This window comes from Bifidobacterium felsineum, from assembly GCF_002802915.1.
GTDB lineage: Bacteria > Actinomycetota > Actinomycetes > Actinomycetales > Bifidobacteriaceae > Bifidobacterium > Bifidobacterium felsineum.
Map to the genome: position 1 here is coordinate 68,967 of NZ_PEBJ01000005.1, position 19,875 is coordinate 88,841.

Consider the following 19,875-nt stretch of genomic DNA (forward strand, 5'->3'; position numbering starts at 1 on the left):
AAAACACTGGTAGACTGTTAGCGGACAGATAGTGATTGATGCCCGGTTTCCTGCACTCCCGCAGGAAACCGGGCATCGTCGTTTTGTAAGCACAAACTACGTAGCGGCAGCAGATTTGCCCTACAATAACCAGTGATGGGTAGCAATAATATGAGGCATGTCACCGAAGCCGCCGGCGGAATCATCTACCGGTGGAAGACCGCCGAGAGCTCTGCCACGCAAACGCTCAGCACCCGGGAACAATCCGAATCCGACGAATCCTACGATGCCGCGAACGCGCAGGCGCTGTCGGATTCATCGCACAACGTACTCAGTCAAATCGAACTGTGCATAGTGCACCGTCCGAAGTATGACGATTGGAGCTGGCCGAAGGGCAAGCTCGATCCCAATGAATCGCATAGGCATGCTGCCGTGCGAGAGATGGGCGAGGAAAGCGGACTGCCAGTAGCGCTTGGCGCATATTTGGGTGAGGTCACCTATCCCATCTCCGAAGAAGGCGCCAAGCACCGGCATACCAAGAACATCTCCGAAGATGGCAAGCATGTACTGTTCTGGATGGCGCATCCGATCAGCGCAGTCGATAATCTGCGCCGCACGCATGCATTCGGCCCGGTGCACCGCGCGGACGAAGGCGAAATCGACGAGGTGCTCTGGCTCACCCCACTTGAGGCACGCAAAAAACTGACGCATTCCACGGATAAGGACGTCCTGGCGCTGTTTGTCGACCGGGTGCAGGAAGGCGCGCTCAAGGCGCAACCGGTGATCATCGTGCGCCACGGCAAAGCCGAGGCCCGCAAAATGTGGAAGGGCACGGACGCCAATCGTCCGATCACCCCGCGCGGCGCAGCGGCCGCTTATGCGCTGAATCCCGAGCTCGCATGTTTCAATCCCATTCGTTTGGCCACTTCGCCATGGATTCGCTGCCAGCAGACGTTGGAAACCTTCGCTTGGGAAACCAACAGCGAAATGGTCAAGCTGAACGAGCTCACCGAAGATGCTTTTGCTGCCAATCCGGAGGGCGCGTGGGAGTGCACGCTCAGCGAAATCGACTTCGCTCTTGAACGCGAGCAGGGCACAGTGATCTGCATGCACCGGCCGGTGATCGGCGGCATGTTCGAGCATTTGCGCGGCATGTGCCGGCCGGCGGCGCTCGGCAAGCGGCTTATCGCGAAAACGCCGTTCATGCCCACCGGCACAGCGGTAGCATTATTCGTTGTCAGTACTCCGGATGGTCCGGAAATCATCGATATTCAGAAGGTTCAACCGCTTGTCTACTAGGCCTGCTTTCCCCGACTCATCCAATTCATCCGCGGCTGCGGCAGCGGCTCATGCCGCCGCGCATGGTGGGTCTGGCTTAGGACCGGGATTCGGTTCATTGCGTGCAGCCGGTGTTGCGTTCAGCCCGGCCCGCATGGGTTCGGCGCGCCCATCGCGCCCGGCTCAGCTCGACCCGGCAGTGGCCGACGGGTTGGCCGGCGGCATGGATCCACAGGCCCTCAGCGAGATGAGTCATCTCTCTGCTGCAGCATTGCTGGATCGTGTGCGTCATAGCGAAGATCCGGAAGTCGTGCAGCGCGTGCTGACTTTGGTGGAAACCGTCGGCGTAGACGAAATCGCGGAGCTCTGGAGCGACGCCGAACCGGATTCGCTGCCAGGTGTGCTGTGGCGACTGTATATGCTGCGCACATGGATGCGCAATAATCGTGATTCGATTGCACAGCTGTGGCGGCTCGGGGAGCCGGTGGCCACTACGGCATCGGCGATTGCCGGCGTAGACCAGGCACCTACCGAAGATGACATCGTACGATTGGCTGATTCGATTCTCTCCGGTGCATTCGTGGGTGATTTCGCCGTGGCTCTGGAGCGTGCGGCAGCGTTTACCGATGTGGTGGCGCTCGGGCTGCGGGTGGCTGCCAAGCGGAGCGCCGCCGTCGGCGAAGAATTGTCCGCAAAGCAGGCCGCAGGGTCAGCACCGAGCTCGGGGACAACGCATCCCGCGACTCGAGCGGCCCGTCTGCTGCATACATCGGCGAATCTGATGACCACCGCGCGCACATTCGAGCAAGGCGCGCATCTCTGGCGCCGCGGGCGACTGGAGTAGTGGCAGCCGGCGTGCCAATATCAGTCGGCACGCTATACTAGGGATTCGCGTCGGGCCGTGCTTAAGCCCCGGGCTCCATTTTTTGCCGCCGCGAGCGGCCCTTGCGCCGACAGGCGCTTTCGCGGCTCGACGCTTCATTTTCCATCATCCAAGCAATTCCGCAAGTGCCGCGAGCCCCTCCGGTCCTGCAATTAAGGACTTCGCTTACGCGAAGACTCAACATCACCTTCGCTCGGCTATTGCCTCGCTCAGGCTGTCGCTACGGACAGCACACCGTGCTGTCCGCTTAACGCTCCAGCCCTTGCGCCGACAGGCGCTTTCGCGGCTCGACGCTTTCACACTTCTCCGGCACCCTTACCTCACCAAACGTACGCTTACGGTCACTCAGCGTACGTTTGCTGAGGTAAAGGCGGCTAATTCCTCAACCTTCATTGCCTCATCCTGCATCGCGCATGATCTGCAAACCTTGGGCAAGCGGCGAGTCAACCGGCGACGAGGACCCATCAGGGTCCAAGTCGAGCAACAACGCAAGTACCGATACGCTGGAGGCTGCGGACCATGCCTGCGGATGGCAGGCAGCCGGGTACGGCGCAGGCCCACTCTCTCCCGCATCACCGGAATACAGCTCGGGAATCTGATAATCGAATGCGGCGGCAGCACGCACCAATCCCTCAGCCACCTGCAAAGCTTCGGCAACATAGCCCTCCGCGCGCAGACCATTCATCACAATGGCGCTGTCGTGCGCCCACACCGAGCCGCAATGGTAGCTTTCAGGCCAATAACCGCCGGCAAGTGCGCTCATCGTGCGCACGCCATAGCCGGAAAGCATGTCATTGCTGGCCAACCGCTTGACCACCGCAGCCACACCTTCGGGATCCAGGATTCCGGTACCGAGCAGGTGGCCGATGTTGCTGGTCAGCGAATCGACCGGGCGCTTATCCTTGTCCAGCGCAATGGCGGGATAGCGTCCTCGGCCATCATCCACCCAGAACAGCTCGTTGAATCGGGTCTTGAGCTGGGCGGCCCACTCGCGCCACGCATCAGCGCCAGGGCGACCGAAACGCTCCAACAAATCCGCACCAATCACGGCAGCCTGGTAAGCATATCCCTGCACCTCGCACAGGGCGATGGGCCCCTCGGCGATGCGCCCGTCATTCCAACGCACGGAATCGCCGGAATCCTTCCAGCCCTGATTGCTCAGACCATGACCGGAACGGTCGATGTATTCCAGGAAACCATCACCATCGCAGTCACCCCAGTCGCGCAGCCAAGCGAGCGCAGCCTCAAGGTTGGGCAGCAGCGCGCGTACCTCTTCCTCAGGCGCACCCCAGCGCAATGCTTCGCCGAGCAGGATGATCCATAGCGGCGTGGCATCAATAGTGCCGTAATACAGCGGCGGTAGGCGCATGCCATCATCGAATGCTCCGGTCTGCACCAACGTCTCCGCGCGCAATTCGTGCATAATCTTGCCGGGGTCCGCGTTGGTCTGCGCATTCGACTCTTGGGCTTGGAAATGCGCGAGCGTGCGCAACGTGCCCATGGCGGTACGGGTGGTCAACGGCAGCATGAACCGCGCGGCCCACAACGAATCGCGTCCGAACAGCGTAAAGAACCAGGGGGCGCCGGCGGCCAGGAACTCATCGTCCGGCAGCGCGGGGATGGCCATGCGCAAACCGGAGAGATCGCGCAGCGAGGTGTTAACCCAGTCGGCCACACGGCTGTCCGCGGCCTCAACCGCAACATTGGCCCACGGACTTACAGAAGCGGCGGCGGTCACCGCATTGGCCTTGGCATCCACGGCGATGTTCAGTCCAACCGTGGCGCTGCCGCGCGCAGGCACCGTCAGATGCCAGCGCAAGGTGCAGTCAAGCCCATCCACATCGATCACAGGAACACCGGCATTCGTATCATCCGCAGTCACATCAACGATGATGTTGCCGTATGCAACCTGCACGGCGGGGGCTTCGCCATTGACTGGTCGCGTAATCGCAATCTGTCCGCCTGCCGCAGCCGTGGACGGTGTGCCACCTTTGATTTCCTGCATTGTGGCCATGTCGAATCGCAGCGTTACGGCAAAGTCCAGTTCGATAGGTTCGGTGATCACGCTGGCGATTGCGTATCGCTCGGCAAATGTCGTCGGCGTAAGTTCGCGGGTTTCGCTGACGCGCACGGATGGGTCCACGGTCGGACCTTCGACATTGCGGGCCACCAGCGAGGTAATACTGCGACCGGCGGCGGTGGAACGCCAGGAAATTGGCGTGAGAGCCTCGCTGTTCACACGGGTTACAATGCGCGAGAGGATGCGGGTATCGCCTACGTAGTAGCCGGCCAGGCTGGCTGCGCCGGCATGAGCGGCGGATGCGTCCACCGTACCGTCGGCTTCGGCCCAGAGCTGGGCTGGCGCAGTGAGGATCGGACGCATGTCGTGCATCCACGGCTGGCGGATCTGCTGGGATGTAGTCATAGTTGGTTCTCCAAAAAATTGAGCAAAGAATCGAGGTATTGATTGGGCTCTCGCCGGCCGGCGTCACTCCTTCACGGAGCCTTCGGAACTGTTCATAATCTGCTTCTGGAAGACGAAGAACAGCACAGCCACAGGGATGGTCATGACCACGGCGGCCGCCAGTTTGACCGGATACTGGTTGCCTTGCGAGAGCTGGCCGCTGGCAAGCGACGCCACACCCTTGGTCAAGGTGGTCAAAGACGAGGACTGCGTGGAGACGATGAAATGGGAGAGTTCATTCCACGATCCTTGGAAAGACAGGATCGAGATGGTCACCAGCGCCGGGCGGGCCATCGGCAGCACAATCGACCAGAAGATGCGGAAGGTACCCGCACGGTCAATCATCGCCTGCTCTTCCACGGATCGGGGAATCGATTCGAAGAAGTTCTTCATGATGAACACGCCTGCCGCATCAATCAGCAGCGGCAGAATCATGCCGGCGTAGCTGTCGTAGATTCCCAGGGATTTGATGATGAGGAACTTGGGGATGAGGAGCACCACCATCGGCACGCTCATCACCGCCAGCAGCAGGTTGAAGATAAGGTTGCGACCGCGGAATTCGATACGCGCGAGCGCATAGCCGGCCAGCGAATCGAAGAAGACACGGCCAAGCGTCACCACAATCGTGACGATGAACGAGTTCTTGAACCAGACCGGGAAGTCCGAATTGAGGAACAATTTCTGATATGCGGCGGTGGTCCAGATCTCCGGCACCAGCGAGATCGGGTTGGCTGTGGCGTCTGCATCGGTTTTGAAAGAGGTGGCCACCTGCGTGATGAACGGCATGATGTAGATCAGCGCCAGCACAATCAGGATAAGGTATAGGATGATGCCGCTATCGCGGAATCGCTTGAACCAGGAACCTTGGGTCTTATGCATCTCAACGCTCCTTTCCAACAACAGTTGCGTCTACCGCTTCGGCTATCCCAGCAGCGGCCTTGCCCGAGCGGCCCGCGCCCAGCGACATGACTTCGGCTTTGGTCATGGATCGGGCCTCGGCCTTCATCGCCTCATACTCGGCGAGTTTACGGCGGGACAGTTTCTTGTCTTTCATCACCCAACGCTGAATCCAGGTCATCACGATGATGATGACGAACAGGATGAAGGAGATTGCGGCGCCACGCCCCCATTCCTGGCTGTTGAATGCGGCACTGTACGAAAGGTATGCGGTGGTGAGCGTGGTCTTTGCCGGGCCGCCCTGTGTGCCGGTGTAGATCTGGTCGAACACCTGCCAGGTGCCGATGATGCCCAGCGTCACCACGGTGAAAATCGTGGGCTTCAATTGCGGTACGGTGACTTTCCACATGCGCTGCCACGGTGTGGCGCCATCCATGATCGCGGCCTCCTCGGTGGCCTCGCCGATGCTCTGCAAGGCGGCGATGAACATCAGCATGTAGGTGCCGGAGGTGGTGAAGATGACCATGAGGATGATGGCAAACATCGCCACGGACGGGCCGGCCAGCCAGTCCCATGCGCTAACGCCCAGGAAACTGTGCTCGGTGAGCACTGCAGGCCCGTTCTTAATGCCGAACGCACCGAGAAGGATATGGATGATGCCCTGCGGATCATTGAACCAGTTCGGACCGTTCACGCCGAACCATTTCAGTATGGCGTTAATCGGGCCTGCGGCGTTGAAGAGGAACAGCCACAGCACGGTGATGGCCACAGAGCTGGTGACCGAGGGGAAGTAGAAGGCCGTACGGAAGAAGCTGCGGGCCTTCAGGATCTTGCGGTTCAACATCACCGCGAGAGCCAAGGAAAGCAGCGTCTGCAGCGGCACGACGATCAATGTGTACCATGCGTTGTTGCGCAGTGCCGTGCCGAAATCGCTTTGGGCGAGGCCCGGCTTGGCAAGCACGTCAGCGTAGTTCTCGCCGGCCACGAAGTTCACGTTGCCTCCGAACGGGGTGCCGCGGCCGGTCCAGTCGGACACGCTCACCCACAGGGCCATGAGGATGGGGATGAACATAAACACACCGAGGATCACGATCATCGGCAGGCAGAACAGCCAACCGGAAATCTCCTGGCCTTTGCGGTCGATGTGCTGGCGTTCGATTTTCCGCGCCCGCCCCTTGCGCGGGGTTGCCGCCGGTGATGCAGACATGCTTCAACTCCTTTGTTGATTGGGGTCTCAATGATTGGCTCCCCTGTTTCCTTGCCGGAAAGAGGGGAGCCAATCACGCGGGATTACTGCAGAATGGCTTCCAGGTTGGTCTGGGTCTTGTCCAGGATCGTCTTGGGATCGCCGGTCTTCAGACCTTCGAGCTGGGCGTTGAAGTCGGTCACCACGTCGGCGGCGCCCTTGGCTGTGGGCACGGTCACGGAGTAATCAAGACCATCCATGAAGGTGGCGAGCTCCGGGAATTCGCCCTTCCAGGTGTCCGCAAGGGTCTTGGTGGCGGGCATGATGCCGAACGCCTTGGCGAAGCCCATCACCACGTCATCGCTGGTCAGGTATTCGACCAAGTCGATGGCGCCTTGCTGGTTCTTGCTGTCGGCCGCGATGCCCCAGCCGTTGGTGAAGTGCATGGTGCCCTTACCGGCCGGGCCTTCGGGCAGGGCCACCACCTTGTACTTGACGTCCGGGTAGTCGGCGGACAGGCCACCGGTGATCCAGTTGCCTTCGATGGTCATGGCTGCCTTCTTGGAACCGAAGGCCTCACCACCCCAACCGGTGCCGAGATCGGAGGCGTACTTGACGGTGCCGGTGTCCAGCAGATCCTTGACTTCCGTCAGACCTTTGAGGCTTTCGCTGCTGTTGGCGATGGCCGTGGAACCGTCGTCGCTGACCAGGCCGCCGCCGGCCTGCTTGAGGAACACGCCGATGCGGGCATACTCACCGTTGAAGGCCAGACCGACGTGATCGTTGTTGGTAAGCTTCTTGGCCACATCCGCCAGCTCGTCCCAAGTAGTCGGATAATCCGCGTCGGTCAGACCGGCCTCGGACCACATGTCGGTATTGATGACCAGCTGCAGCGTGGACACGTCCTTAGGCGCGGCATAGAGCTTGCCGTCATAGGTGAAGGTCTGCAGGAGGTTGTCGTAGAAGTCGCTCTTGTTCTTGAGCTGGTCGCCGTAGGCCAGCAAGGAGCCGTTGGAGGCGTATCCAGCGAGCTGCTCGGGCGCCAGATAGAACACGTCCGCAGGGTCGCCGCCGGCGAAGCCCTGGGAGAGCTGCTGGGCCAGATCGTTGGCCACCTGCACGGTGGCCTTGGTGCCGGACTTCTTGGACCATGCGGCCACGGCGTCCTTGACGGCCTTGGTTTCGGTATCGCCGGAAGAGCCGATCAGTACGGTGAGCTCCTGTGAGCTGTCGCTGGTGGGCTTATCCGAGCTGGCGGTATCGTCAAAACCGCTGCCGCCGCCACAGCCGGCCAGCAGGGTCATTACGGCCACCGAGGCCGCGGCGAGCGCCGTGAGCTTGTTCCTGTTCCTCATCGTCGAGTCCTTTCTTCCGAGCGTCATGCACGTCCATGTCGTCATCGCCATTGTTCGTTTACCCCCATTAGAACGTTCAAATTATTTCCCGCAGTATCACCTATAGCTTTTCAAGCTATACAAATCAATACTCGGGAAATCTATAGATCAGCATCTCCTTTGGTTACCGACCGATAGGATTTTTACGTTCTAATAAGTGGTTATATAATAAACAACAACAATAAGATCTGTCAAATCCGGTACGATCATTGGAACGAACCAATCACCGCAGCCAAACGGCAGGCACTGACGCCCCGGCTTTGCAGCAAAGCCAATTGCACGAAGGAACACAGCATGGTCAGCATCAAAGACGTTGCCAAAGACGCCGGTGTCTCGCCGCAAACCGTATCCAATTGCATCAATAACCCCGCCATCGTCAAACCAGCCACCCGCAAGCTGGTCGAGACCTCAATCGCCCGGTTGAATTACACGCCCAACGCCTCCGCGCGCCGCCTGCGCACCCAACGCAGCAACACCATCGGCATCGGCATCGCACCGGTCAGCTATTCGCAGGTCTACGACCGGTTCCTGCACGCGCTCGTCACCGAGGCGGACGCCAACGGCATCCGCGTAATCCTCTACAAAACCGATTCCCAGCAGGACGAGATCCGTCAGTTCGACGCCCTGCGTTCCCGAGGCGACGTGGATTCCTTCGTGCTCACGGACACCACGCACGACGACCCGCGATTGGCCTGGCTCCACGAGCATCATCAGCCGTTCGTGTTGTTCGGCCGCCCTTGGGGAGCCCGCATCATGAACGATCCGGCCACGCCGTGGGTGGACGTGGACGGCCACTATGGCATCGCCGAAATGACCCAACACCTCATCCTGCACGGGCGCAAACACATCGGATTTATCGGCTGGCCCGGCATTTCAGGTACCGGCATGGACCGATATCAAGGCTGGCGAAGCAGCATGCTGGACGCGCGCATGGCCAACGCGGATGAGCTCGATCAGTTGTACGAAGAAGCCAAGAACGACATTCTCTCCGGCCAAACCGCCTGCATCGAGCTGCTGGACCGACGCCCTGACATCGACGCCATCGTATGCGTCAGCGATACGCTCGCCATCGGCGCCGCCACCGTACTACCGAACGATACGGATATCATCATCACCGGCTTCGATGACACAGTCTCCGCACGCTCGATGGGACTGTCCAGCATCGCACAGCCGCTAATCGAAAGCGCACGGCACATCGTGCGCATCACCCAAGAGCAGCTCGCGGGATCGGCGCCCGCGTCGGCTGGCGGCGGCCCGCATAGACCCGGTGCTGCCCCCCATGCCTCGACCGATGACCAGCACGTACTGCTCAAGCCCACTTTGGTGATTCGGTAATTTACCGAATCGGCGCTTTCACACTGCTCCGGCACCCTCACCTCAGCAAACGTACGCTGAATGGCCGTCACCGTACGAAAAGTGAGGGAACATGAGTCCTTACCTCAGCAAACGTACGCTTACGGTCACTCAGCGTACGTTTGCTGAGGTGGATGGGATGAGATGGATGAGGTGAGGTGAGAGATACCTCACAGAATCGTCGGTTTTCAGCGGGCTTTCAGAAATTGTTTACTCAGCCGCCAGCATTGGGCGGATATCTTCGTGTGGTAGCAGGGGATTTTCATGCGCGCATCGGCATGCGGTATTCCACCGATGCGCCACCACACCAATACGAAATAAAAACATTCCAGGAGTGACCATGAAAACTGTGACGCGCGGCATCATCGCCGCAGTGGCCGGACTGGCCATCATCGGCGATGCATTCCTACTTTTCGTCAAGCCTCATTTTGTGCAGCAGCCAGCCGCCAGCGGCACCGCTCTGGCATCCGGGAGCAGCGACTCCTCAAGCTCAGGATCCAATAAAAGCGACGACAGCAATTCCTCGGCCAACTCCGATTCCGATTCCAGCTCTACAAGCAGCTCAGACTCCAGCTCAGCAAACGACTCCGGTTTCACCGACGGTACCTACACCGGTGTCGCCACCCAGAACCAGTACGGCGAAGTGCAGCTGCAGATTACGGTTTCCGGCGGCAAAATCACCACCATCACCACACTCAAGGCACCGTCCACCGGCCGCTCGCAGCAAGTAAACGCGCAAGCGATTCCGGCGCTTACCGAACGCGCCATCACTGCGCAAAGCTCGGAAATCCAGTTTGTCTCTGGCGCTACGGAAACCTCCACGGCTTTCGTCAATTCGCTGCAGGATACCATCAACCAATCGCTAAACGCCGGCAAGTAAGCAGCAGCACAACGGCAAAGCATCGAAAGGAATCATCGTGACCGTCATACAAGCGCGCGTCATCCACGCGATGACCATTCCGTTTACCGTGCAATTAGCGGGCAATGCCCAGCAAGCCGTACAGCTCACCACGGTTATTGACGAAGTCACACCCAGCATCGCCGACTACCTGCATCACATCGAAGCCACGTTTTCGCCATTTCGCGCCGATTCCCAAGTCTCTGCAGCCCGCCGAGGCGACTGGAGTGCATTGCTCAGCACGCAAACTGCGCATAACAATGCGCATGATGTTTCACAAGGCGTTTCACGCGGCGCTTCACACCAACTTCCACACACCGATTTCGCGGAAATCTACGCCCTCGTCCAGCAAGCCAAAGAACTGACACACGGGCATTTCGACCCGATGCACGCGGGCCAATACGACCCCACCGGCATCGTCAAAGGTTGGGCCATCGAACAGGCACATCAGCGCTTCCTGATGCCGCTAATCAACACCGGCGTATGCGAAGCAGCGGCTCTTGGCGGTGGCGGTGATATCCAAACCGCAGTAGCCAGCAACAGTGACTTCACTTGGCATATCGGCGTGCAGGATCCCGCCAACCCCAACGCCACACTGCGCACCATCACCCTGCGCAATGGTGCAGTCGCCACATCAGGCACCAGCAAACGCGGCGAGCACATCACCCGCAGCGCGCACGACCTTGCCCAAGCCACCGTGGTGGACGACCACCTCACTTTTGCCGACATGTGGGCCACCACGGCAATCAGTGCAGGCGAACAGACCTTCCGCGGCATCGTCGCCAGCAATCCCGTCGCACAGTCAAATCTCATGGCTGTATTCGTGCGCCCGGATGGCAGCGTCACCCAATTCATGCCCGGCTCCGGCGACGACAAACCTCTCAGCCATACACACTAAGGAATCATCAGGAATCACTATGAAACATATTTCCTCGCATATCGCCTTGGCATGGGCCGTGGTGCTGTTCATCGTCCCACTGCCCTTCCTGGCCACGCTCGTCTCCGGCTTCCCGGCACTCTATAGCAGCTCGATGTTTGGCGCGGAAATCGGCGTCATCGCCTATACCTGGATGCTCACCGCCGTGTATCTCGCATGCCGCCCGCGCTGGGTGGATCGCACGGTCGGATTGCCGCATATGTACATGATTCATGGCGTGCTGGCGATTCTGGCCATCGCCTTCGCCTTCGTGCATCAGGCCCTGCTGCCCGGTGCGGGCGAGCTTATCGGACTCACCGGCCACTTGGGACTGTATCTGTTTATGGCGGTGGCGGTGTGGTCGCTGGTGTTTATGGCCGGTTGGCTTACCGCGCATGTGCCGGTTCTTGCAACAATCAAGCGTGCGCTTGAGCAGGTATTCCGCCATGAGATGAGTGTGTGGCTGCATCGATTGAACATCGTGGCCATCGTGCTGATTGTGATTCATGTGCATGTGATCGATTACATTGCGTCCATCAAGCCGTTCATCTTCCTGTTCGATGCGGCCACAATCATTGTGTTCGCCTACTACATCTGGAGCAGTGTGAATCGTGAGGCATTTGCGATTCGCGGCCGCGTGGTGTCCGTGCGCCCTCTGGCCGATCGCGTCACTGAGCTGACCGTAGCGATTGACGGCACTGCAGGCACGCCCGCCAACGCCCACGCCAACGCCGGCCAGAGCACCGCGAACATTCGCTGGAATCCCGGTGATTTCGCATTCATCGCTTTCCCCGGTAAACATGGCATGCATGAATTCCATCCGTTCTCGCTTACGAATTCCTACCCCGCGCCCGCAAGTGCCTCATTCGCCGCTTCCACTGCGACAGATGCCAATACGTCTGTGCACACCACGTCGGTGGCAGGCACCACCATCACCATGCCGCATCCCGACTCCCCCACGATGGCATTCGCCATTCGTGCGGACGGCGATTTCACCGCACGCATCGCCTCGCTCAAGCCCGGCGATGCCGTACGCATCGTGCCGCCGTACGGCCGCTATGCCGAGTTCATTCGGGAGCACGACAGCCATGCGACCACCAAGGCCGACCAAATCGCTATGCAGCAGGGGCGCAACGTTGCTGCGGCAAGAAGACAACGCACGCCGCTGGTACTGATTGGCGGCGGCATCGGCATCACGCCACTGCTCGGCGTACTCACCGCGTATGCGGACGGCAATCGTCCGGTCGATTTCCTGTACACCGTGCGATCCGAACGCGATTTCATCTACCGCGATGAACTGGAGCAGTTCGGTCGCACTACACCGGCCACGCGCGTACGGCTACAGGCCGGACGGGCCGACGAAGCGACCATTGTGCCAATGATCCGCCCCGGTGCCGCGTATCTCATCGCCGGGCCTCAGCCGATGATGGAGGCCGTGCGCGAGGTGCTGTTCAAGCATGGCGTGCACGCGGACGATATCTATTACGAGCCGTTCGCGATGTGACCGCAACATCGATGACGGTATCATTCGCGTCGATGGCCTACAGTTTTGGCCGACAACTACCGTACTGACGCTGATTCGGCGGGTCGGCAATCATGGACTACGCTTAGGAATTATGGAACTTCACGTTTTGAATCATCCGCTGGTCGAGCACAAGCTCACCGTGCTGCGCGACAAGAACACCCCCTCCTCCACTTTCCGCGAGCTCGTCTCCGAGCTTGTGATGCTTGAGGCCTACGAAGCTACCCGCGACTTGACCGTCGTAGCTGCGCCGATTGAAACCCCGGTCGCTCCAATGACCGGTAAGAAACTCGCCGAACCGCGCCCGATTATCGTGCCGGTGCTGCGCGCAGGTCTCGGCATGCTCGACGGCATGACCCGCCTGATTCCGACCGCTGAAGTCGGTTTCCTCGGCATGAAGCGTGACGAGGAACACCCCACCCAGCAGATCACTTACGCGAACCGTTTGCCTGATGATCTCTCCGGCCGCCAGTGCTTCCTGATCGACCCGATGCTCGCCACCGGCGGCACTCTGGTCGCCGCCACGCATTATCTGGCCGAGCGCGGCGCCAAGGATGTGACCGCAATCAACATCATCGCCGCCCCTGAAGGCATCAAGTACGTTGAGGAGCACATCGACCCATCTATCGACTTCAAGGTCGTGGTGTGCGCGGTCGACGAGAAGCTCAACGACAAGTGCTACATCGTGCCGGGGTTGGGCGACGCCGGCGATCGCCTCTACGGAGTAATTGATTAATGGAGTGTCCTCGGCGCTGAGCCGTTAAACGGAAAGTCCTGTGGACTTTCCGTAGGCGAAGTGAGCGGCTGTGCCGCGAAGGCTGTGCGTTGAGCACAGCTCCTCAGTCGCGGTACCTTTGTACCGCTTCCTTCGATGCGCCTTGAGGACACACGCATTAATCAATTCCTCGTTATGAAAAACCGTATGCGCCTTCGGCTTCGAACGTCGGCCTCCGCACACATCAGTCGACTCCGCTACGTGATTGGTTAACGCTTCCCCTAGTTCACATCTGACTTGACTCCCCTCACTGAGGGGAGTCTCCTGTTTTCAAGGACTGTATGCAAATAGACATTATTGCGCCGGGGCGTGTGAAGGAACGATACCTTCGCGATGCCATCGACGAGTATTCCAAACGTCTTTCCCGCTATTGCAAGCTCAATATCATCGAAGTGGCGGACGAGAAGACTCCAGAGCACGCCTCGGAAGGCGTCGAACGGCAAATCAAAGCCAAGGAAGGAGAACGTATCGCCAAACATTTGCGCGATAATGCCTACGTGGTCGCGCTGGCCATCGAAGGCAAGCAGCTCACCAGCGAGGAACTTGCCGCCAAAATCAACGACTTAGGACTGCGCGGCACCAGCCATATCCAACTGATCATCGGCGGCTCCATCGGCCTTGATGATGCAATTTTGCGCCGCGCCGACTTCAAACTCAGCTTCTCGAAAATGACGTTCCCGCATCAGCTGATGCGCGTGATTCTGCTTGAGCAGATCTACCGCGCCTACAAAATCAACGCCGGTGAGCCGTACCACAAGTGATCCCACGGTGTGGCAATTCCTCCACCGTGTGGTTTTGCAGGGCAGTAGCATAACGCCATTTTGTCGGAATAAAGCCATTCTGCATTACCGCAACGTGGAGGATTTGTCACACGGTGGAAGTGTGCTTGTGGTAGCAAGCACTATGAATCACTGCGCGTCAGGAACAAACGCCTCAAAGATGTGGCGGTCGAAGTACTGATCGCACTGGGCCAGCTCATCACTGCTGCGCACGGTCCAAGACACCGGCATAGCACCCATCGCACGAGCCAGACGAACCTGCGGAGACGCGCCACCGGTCCAGTCATAAGCCACAAAATCAGGACGAGACAGCCAATCGAACGCCAGCAGACCCGCCGCCCATTCCACCGGGCCATCCTTAGTCAACTTGGCCGGCCAGCTCAACTGGCCACGGCATACCTCCGGGTGATGCTCCTTGTACCAGTTCACAGCACCAGGGTGGAAGGACTCAATCACATACGGGCCGTCATACGATTCCAGCAACGCGTGGCCCTTCTCCATCAGCTCTTCAGTGCGAGCGTCCCAAGCTCTGTTGTTGCTGAACTTGTATTCCACAATCAACGGAGCACGGCCGGCAACCACCTTGAGCACGTCGGAGAACAGCGGCACATGCTGGTAGTAGCCGTCCGGTGCAGTGGACGGCGTGACCACCAGCGGCGGATTCGCGTCTGCGCCCGGCAACGGCTTGGCCTTCAAATCACCAGGCTTGGAGCCTGGGAACAGCGGGATACGAGTCAGCTCATCGTAAGTAAGATCCTCGATGCGGCGCGGATCGCCGGCCACGCGCAGCAAATCGGCGTCGTGGACCACAACCACTTGGCCGTCAAGCGTCAACTGCAAATCAAGTTCGATGCCATAGCCCGCTTCGCAAGCGGCAGCGAATGCAGCCAAAGAATTCTCAGGCGCAATCGGACCGGACACATCCGGGTTGCCATAGCCGGCCTTCATAGCCATACGACGGGCCAGCGCCACGTAATCGGCATTCTCGGCGATGGAGTTGCTTGCGCTATCAGCTTCGGCACTGATGGGATTATCGCCGGAGTAATCCTCTACATCGCTCGGATTGACAAGGCCGGAACCGGCATCATGCAGGCCGCGGTGCGCGTACCAGACCTCAGGAATGGACGGCACGAAGTTGCGGCGTTTGTCATTGAAGGTTCGTGGAGCCACAGCCCATGCGGCGGCGCCGGCAGCTGCAACGCCTGCCAGCACAACATTTCTCAACAGTTTTGAAGACATAGGAATCCTTCCCGTTAGTGGTATCAGATTACCGCGGTACAGGTGCCTCGTGAGGCTGGCTGTCCATGAACTTCTTGTGAAAGTGACTGTGAAATTGACTCAGCGGCTTACAGCGCGTCCGCCAGCCACTGCGGAGTGTTGGGGTCCGTGGGATCCAGCGCGCGATCGGGATGATTGGCTCGCAACGGATTCCAGCTGAAATCATCCAAAAGCCCGGATGCAGCGACCGGTTCGGAAGTCGGGCGCAGTCGCAGCAGCCAGGCACAGAAGCCAATGATTTGCTCAGGCGTGACTCCACGGGCGCGCAAGGCTCCCATGTCCAGCGACCTTTCGCGCTTGGCGAGGCGGCGGCCGGCCGCGTTGTCAATCAGCGGCAGATGTGCATATTCAGGATCGGCAATCGCAGTGCCACATTCCGGCTCGAATCCACCTGCCAGTAGACACTGCCGAATCCACATCTGCAGTGCGGTGGATCGCAGCAAATCACGCCCGCGAACAACATCGTCAACGCCCATGTCCAAGTCGTCAACGACTACGACGAGCTGGTAGCCGAATAATCCGTCTGCGCGACGAATTACGGAATCGCCGACTTCGCGCGGCAAATCATATTGCTGCGGTCCGTAAACGCAATCATCGAAATACACATTACGGTCTGGTGAGCTTGGCGGCATGGCAATGCGCATGGAATGCTGGTCGCCGCGAGCCAGGCGCGCCTGCACTTCCTTGGGTTGTTCGTGCAGCAGTCGGCGGCACGTTCCGGGGTACACCATGAACCCGTCGCCCTCATTGGGCGCAGATGCGGCGCGAATATCAGTACGCGAGCAGAAGCATGGGTAGAGCACGCCTTGCGAGCGCAAGCATTCCAACGCGTATTCATAGCGCTCGGTGCGGCAGGACTGATACATCGGTGAGGCGGCATTATCCCAATCGAATCCCAGCCAACGCAGGTCATCCATCATCAGCTGGTCCGCGCCTGCAATCACACGCGGCTTGTCCACATCCTCGACGCGCAGCAGCATGCGGTCGCCTTGGGAACGAGCGGAAAGCCATGCTGCCAACATGGCATACACGTTGCCAATATGCATGCGACCCGAAGGCGTAGGCGCGAATCGTCCGGTCACGGCAATCCCTCTCTCATGCGAAGCGTTTTCGAATCCCCGACCACAGTATTCATAGGCTCGTACTGGCCGACGCATTGCGGGAATACATGCTATCTCGTTTGGCAGGGGTACATTTCGCACTCTTCAAACATCTATCTGCGTTGTAAGGGGTACCGCAACCATAGAATCTCATCTATCAACACCGTCGCCTTAACGTCATTTCGCCATTAGGGGACGATGAATACTTAAGGCAGTACCCCTTGCAACGCAGATAGATATTCTTACAACACGAAAAGTACCCCTGCCAAGCGAGATATCGCACAGCACATGAAAAAATGGTGGCTGCGGCAACCCGCAACCACCATTCTGAGGACTTATGTCAGCGTCACTTGTCTTCGGAGACGTTGCCGACCTTGACGTCCGGGTCATCGCCGATGATCTGATCGCTGGCCCATGCGGAGAGCTCCAAGTGCTCGCCGCCGGTCTGGTCAACCAGCACGGTGTCGCCATCGTGGACCTTGCCGGCCAGCAGCATACGTGCCAGCTGGTCGCCAACCTCGGTCTGCACCAAGCGGCGCAGCGGACGAGCGCCATACGCCGGGTCGTAGCCGGTGTTGGCGAGCCATTCGCGAGCCGAATCGGTCACGTCGAGCGTGATACGACGATCGGTCAGGCGCTGGGCCACGCTGTTGACCTGGATGTCCACAATGCCGCCCAGCTCCTCGCGGGTGAGCGGATGGAACATCACGATGTCGTCCAGACGGTTGAGGAACTCCGGCTTGAAGTTCATATGGACCGCGTCCATCACGGCCTTCTTCTTGGCGTCCGCGTCCAGGTCTTCGTTCACGAGGAACTGCGAGCCCAGGTTGGAGGTCATGATCAGGATCGTGTTCTTGAAGTCCACGGTCCTGCCCTGGCCATCGGTCAAGCGGCCATCATCGAGCACCTGCAGCAGCACGTCGAAGATCTCCGGGTTGGCCTTCTCAACCTCATCGAACAACACGACGGAGTATGGACGACGACGCACGGCCTCGGTCAGCTGACCGCCCTGCTCGTAACCCACGTAACCAGGCGCGGCACCGATCAGACGAGACACGGACGCCTTCTCCATGTACTCGGACATGTCGATACGCACCATGGCCTTCTCGTCGTCGAACAGGAAGTCCGCGAGCGCCTTGGCCAGCTCGGTCTTGCCCACACCGGTCGGACCGAGGAACAGGAACGAACCTGTCGGGCGGTTCGGGTCGGAGATGCCGGCACGCGAACGACGCACAGCGTCAGACACAGCCTGAATGGCCTCTTTCTGGCCAATCACGCGCTTGCCGAGGTAGTCCTCCATGTGCAGGAGCTTCTCGTTCTCGCCCTGCATCAAACGGCCCACAGGGATGCCTGTCCAGTCGGACACGATCTCAGCCACGGAGTCGGCGTCCACACGGTCCGGGACCATCGGCTCCTGAGCCGGGTCGGTGGAACCAGTACCCTTGGATTCGGCGTCCGCGTTCTCGGCAGCGGCAAGTTCCTTCTGGATGGAAGGAATCTCACCGTAGAGGATCTTGGAGGCTTCGGCTAGGTTGCCTTCACGGGTGAACTTGTCCGCCTGCACCCTGAGGTCATCGAGCTTGGCACGCAGGTCTCCCACCTTGTTGTGGCCGGCCTGTTCCGCATCCCAACGCGCCTTGAGACCGCTGAGCTTCTCACGGGTGTCCGCGAGTTCGGCCTGCAGCTTGCCCAAGCGCTCCTTGGATGCTGGATCCTCAGCCTTCTTGAGCTGCATCTCCTCCATCTCAAGACGAGTCACCTTGCGCTGAAGCTCATCGATCTCCTCCGGGGAGGAATCAAGTTCCATACGCAGGTGTGCGGCGGCCTCATCGACCAAATCGATGGCCTTATCAGGCAGCTGACGGCCGGAAATGTAACGGTTGGACAGCGTTGCGGCGGCGACCAGCGCATCATCACCGATGGTGACCTTGTGGTGCGCCTCGTAGCGCTGCTTCAGACCACGCAGAATGGCGATGGTGTCTTCCACGGACGGCTCGCCCACGAACACCTGCTGGAACCTGCGCTCCAGAGCCGGGTCCTTCTCGATGTTCTCACGGTACTCGTCCAGCGTGGTCGCACCAATCAGGCGCAGCTCGCCACGGGCCAGCATAGGCTTCAGCATGTTGCCGGCGTCCATTGAGCCCTCGGCGGCACCCGCGCCCACGATGGTGTGAATCTCATCGATGAACGTGATGATCTGACCGTTGGCGTTCTTGATTTCGTTCAGGACGGCCTTAAGCCTCTCCTCGAATTCGCCACGGTACTTGGAACCGGCCACCATCGAGCCCAGATCGAGCGAAATCAGCTTCTTGCCCTGCAGGGTAGTCGGCACATCGCCGGCCACGATACGCTGGGCCAGACCTTCCACGACTGCGGTCTTGCCCACGCCAGGCTCGCCGATCAGCACCGGGTTGTTCTTGGTACGACGGCTCAAAATCTGAATCACACGGCGAATCTCCTGATCGCGGCCGATCACCGGGTCAAGCTTTCCTTCCTTGGCGGCGGCGGTCAGGTCGGTGGAGTACTTCTCCAGAGCCTTGTATGAACCTTCCGCATCCGGGCTGGTGACCTTCGCGCCACCGCGTACGCTCGGCACAGCCTTGCGCAGTGCGGCTGCGGTCACACCGTTCTTCTCCAGGATTTCAGCCGACTGGTTCGGCTTGCTGGCTGCGATGCCGATGAGCAGGTGCTCAGTGGAGACATATTCGTCGCCCATCTGCTGCATTTCCTTCTCAGCCTGGGCTATGGCGGCGGTCAGCTGACGGCTGGCTTGCGGCTGCGAAGTAGTGGAACCGGATGCGCTCGGCAGTGCGACCAACGCGTTACGCACGGCGGCACCGATGGCTTGCGCATTGCCACCTGCGGCCTCGATCAGCGAGCGCACCACGCCGTTTTCCTGACGCAGCAGCGCATCCATCACATGCAGGGTCTCAACCTGCGCGTTTCCAGCGGCGGACGCACTCTGAATCGCGTCGCCGACGGCCTCTTGGGCCATGGTGGTGAACTTCTGTTCCATGATGTGTTCCTCCAAAGTCTTCTTGTATGCCCGCCTGCGGTGACAGCATCAACATCCGCTGCGCACCAGCAGGCAAGCATTCGTGTCATGTTCTGATTCGTTCAACCGACCTACGCCCTATTCTATTCCCAAAACTTGAGTGAAGGTGACTCAAGTT

The 19,875-nt window shown here is 59.6% G+C and carries 15 protein-coding genes; 8 read left to right on the forward strand and 7 right to left on the reverse strand.

Translation table 11 applies throughout. From position 1 onward, the window contains the following. The first annotated feature begins 150 nt into the window (after nt 1-150). Together CSQ86_RS08655 and CSQ86_RS08660 are read left to right on the forward strand one after the other, a co-directional pair. A complete protein-coding gene (locus CSQ86_RS08655) occupies nt 151-1,278 on the forward strand; it encodes an NUDIX hydrolase (protein ID WP_100494735.1) in 1,128 nt (375 codons plus the stop codon). Then, the gene (locus CSQ86_RS08660; protein ID WP_100494736.1) at nt 1,268-2,101 is read left to right on the forward strand and encodes a hypothetical protein; all 834 of its coding nucleotides are present in this window, start codon (nt 1,268-1,270) and stop codon (nt 2,099-2,101) included. Before CSQ86_RS08655 ends, CSQ86_RS08660 begins: the two co-directional genes overlap by 11 nt. A 436-nt stretch (nt 2,102-2,537) precedes the next feature. On the opposite strand, the gene CSQ86_RS08665 is transcribed toward CSQ86_RS08660, so the two are convergent. The 4 genes from CSQ86_RS08665 to CSQ86_RS08680 all read right to left on the reverse strand — a co-directional run bounded on the left by CSQ86_RS08665 (nt 2,538) and on the right by CSQ86_RS08680 (nt 8,042). Then, nucleotides 2,538-4,565: a glycogen debranching N-terminal domain-containing protein gene (locus CSQ86_RS08665; RefSeq protein WP_100494737.1), complete on the reverse strand. Its 2,028-nt coding sequence runs from the start codon at nt 4,563-4,565 to the stop codon at nt 2,538-2,540. A 63-nt stretch (nt 4,566-4,628) separates the two neighbouring features. Beyond that, the gene (locus tag CSQ86_RS08670; protein WP_100494738.1) at nt 4,629-5,483 is read right to left on the reverse strand and encodes a carbohydrate ABC transporter permease; all 855 of its coding nucleotides are present in this window, start codon (nt 5,481-5,483) and stop codon (nt 4,629-4,631) included. A gap of 1 nt (nt 5,484) precedes the next feature. Next, complete coding sequence (locus tag CSQ86_RS08675; RefSeq protein ID WP_100494739.1) at nt 5,485-6,708, reverse strand: carbohydrate ABC transporter permease; 1,224 nt, start codon at nt 6,706-6,708, stop codon at nt 5,485-5,487. An 83-nt stretch (nt 6,709-6,791) separates the two neighbouring features. After that, nucleotides 6,792-8,042, reverse strand: coding sequence for a sugar ABC transporter substrate-binding protein (locus CSQ86_RS08680; RefSeq protein WP_100494740.1), 1,251 nt, complete (start codon nt 8,040-8,042; stop codon nt 6,792-6,794). 333 nt (nt 8,043-8,375) lie between these two features. Here CSQ86_RS08680 and CSQ86_RS08685 point away from each other — a divergent pair, with 333 nt between their 5' ends. From CSQ86_RS08685 to rlmH, 6 genes are all read left to right on the forward strand, one after another. Next, nucleotides 8,376-9,416: a LacI family DNA-binding transcriptional regulator gene (locus CSQ86_RS08685; protein ID WP_100494741.1), complete on the forward strand. Its 1,041-nt coding sequence runs from the start codon at nt 8,376-8,378 to the stop codon at nt 9,414-9,416. Between the two features lie 358 nt (nt 9,417-9,774). Beyond that, on the forward strand, nt 9,775-10,314 hold the full coding sequence (locus tag CSQ86_RS08690) for an FMN-binding protein (RefSeq protein WP_100494742.1): 540 nt from the start codon (nt 9,775-9,777) through the stop codon (nt 10,312-10,314). 37 nt (nt 10,315-10,351) lie between these two features. Beyond that, nucleotides 10,352-11,230 carry an FAD:protein FMN transferase gene (locus CSQ86_RS08695; protein ID WP_100494743.1) on the forward strand — a complete coding sequence of 293 codons (879 nt, stop codon included), beginning with the start codon at nt 10,352-10,354 and terminating at the stop codon, nt 11,228-11,230. Nucleotides 11,231-11,249: 19 nt separating this feature from the next. After that, entirely contained in the window at nt 11,250-12,752 is a 1,503-nt protein-coding gene (locus CSQ86_RS08700) for a ferric reductase-like transmembrane domain-containing protein (RefSeq protein WP_165773820.1), read from the forward strand. A gap of 112 nt (nt 12,753-12,864) precedes the next feature. Beyond that, nucleotides 12,865-13,506 (forward strand): uracil phosphoribosyltransferase, encoded by a 642-nt coding sequence (gene upp, locus CSQ86_RS08705; RefSeq protein ID WP_100494745.1) that lies wholly within the window; start codon nt 12,865-12,867, stop codon nt 13,504-13,506. A 320-nt stretch (nt 13,507-13,826) separates the two neighbouring features. Then, nucleotides 13,827-14,306, forward strand: a complete 480-nt coding sequence (rlmH, locus tag CSQ86_RS08710; protein ID WP_100494746.1) for a 23S rRNA (pseudouridine(1915)-N(3))-methyltransferase RlmH — start codon at nt 13,827-13,829, stop codon at nt 14,304-14,306. Between the two features lie 147 nt (nt 14,307-14,453). Here the strand turns inward: rlmH and CSQ86_RS08715 are convergent, their stop codons facing one another. From CSQ86_RS08715 to clpB, 3 genes are all read right to left on the reverse strand, one after another. Beyond that, complete coding sequence (locus CSQ86_RS08715) at nt 14,454-15,563, reverse strand: glycerophosphodiester phosphodiesterase family protein (protein ID WP_100494747.1); 1,110 nt, start codon at nt 15,561-15,563, stop codon at nt 14,454-14,456. Nucleotides 15,564-15,670: 107 nt separating this feature from the next. Further along, the gene (gluQRS, locus tag CSQ86_RS08720; protein ID WP_165773821.1) at nt 15,671-16,684 is read right to left on the reverse strand and encodes a tRNA glutamyl-Q(34) synthetase GluQRS; all 1,014 of its coding nucleotides are present in this window, start codon (nt 16,682-16,684) and stop codon (nt 15,671-15,673) included. Nucleotides 16,685-17,048: 364 nt separating this feature from the next. Beyond that, nucleotides 17,049-19,718 (reverse strand): ATP-dependent chaperone ClpB, encoded by a 2,670-nt coding sequence (gene clpB, locus CSQ86_RS08725; protein ID WP_100494749.1) that lies wholly within the window; start codon nt 19,716-19,718, stop codon nt 17,049-17,051. Between the last annotated feature and the right edge of the window lie 157 nt (nt 19,719-19,875).

Coding starts and splice junctions, on each gene's coding strand:
- clpB (WP_100494749.1), bottom strand. CDS start 19,718: ATGGAACAGAAGTTCACCACCATGGCCCAAGAGGCCGTCGGCGACGCG.
- CSQ86_RS08690 (WP_100494742.1), top strand. CDS start 9,775: ATGAAAACTGTGACGCGCGGCATCATCGCCGCAGTGGCCGGACTGGCC.
- CSQ86_RS08655 (WP_100494735.1), top strand. CDS start 151: ATGAGGCATGTCACCGAAGCCGCCGGCGGAATCATCTACCGGTGGAAG.
- CSQ86_RS08685 (WP_100494741.1), top strand. CDS start 8,376: ATGGTCAGCATCAAAGACGTTGCCAAAGACGCCGGTGTCTCGCCGCAA.
- CSQ86_RS08700 (WP_165773820.1), top strand. CDS start 11,250: ATGAAACATATTTCCTCGCATATCGCCTTGGCATGGGCCGTGGTGCTG.
- CSQ86_RS08715 (WP_100494747.1), bottom strand. CDS start 15,563: ATGTCTTCAAAACTGTTGAGAAATGTTGTGCTGGCAGGCGTTGCAGCT.
- CSQ86_RS08670 (WP_100494738.1), bottom strand. CDS start 5,483: ATGCATAAGACCCAAGGTTCCTGGTTCAAGCGATTCCGCGATAGCGGC.
- rlmH (WP_100494746.1), top strand. CDS start 13,827: ATGCAAATAGACATTATTGCGCCGGGGCGTGTGAAGGAACGATACCTT.
- CSQ86_RS08680 (WP_100494740.1), bottom strand. CDS start 8,042: ATGAGGAACAGGAACAAGCTCACGGCGCTCGCCGCGGCCTCGGTGGCC.
- CSQ86_RS08665 (WP_100494737.1), bottom strand. CDS start 4,565: ATGACTACATCCCAGCAGATCCGCCAGCCGTGGATGCACGACATGCGT.
- upp (WP_100494745.1), top strand. CDS start 12,865: ATGGAACTTCACGTTTTGAATCATCCGCTGGTCGAGCACAAGCTCACC.
- CSQ86_RS08675 (WP_100494739.1), bottom strand. CDS start 6,708: ATGTCTGCATCACCGGCGGCAACCCCGCGCAAGGGGCGGGCGCGGAAA.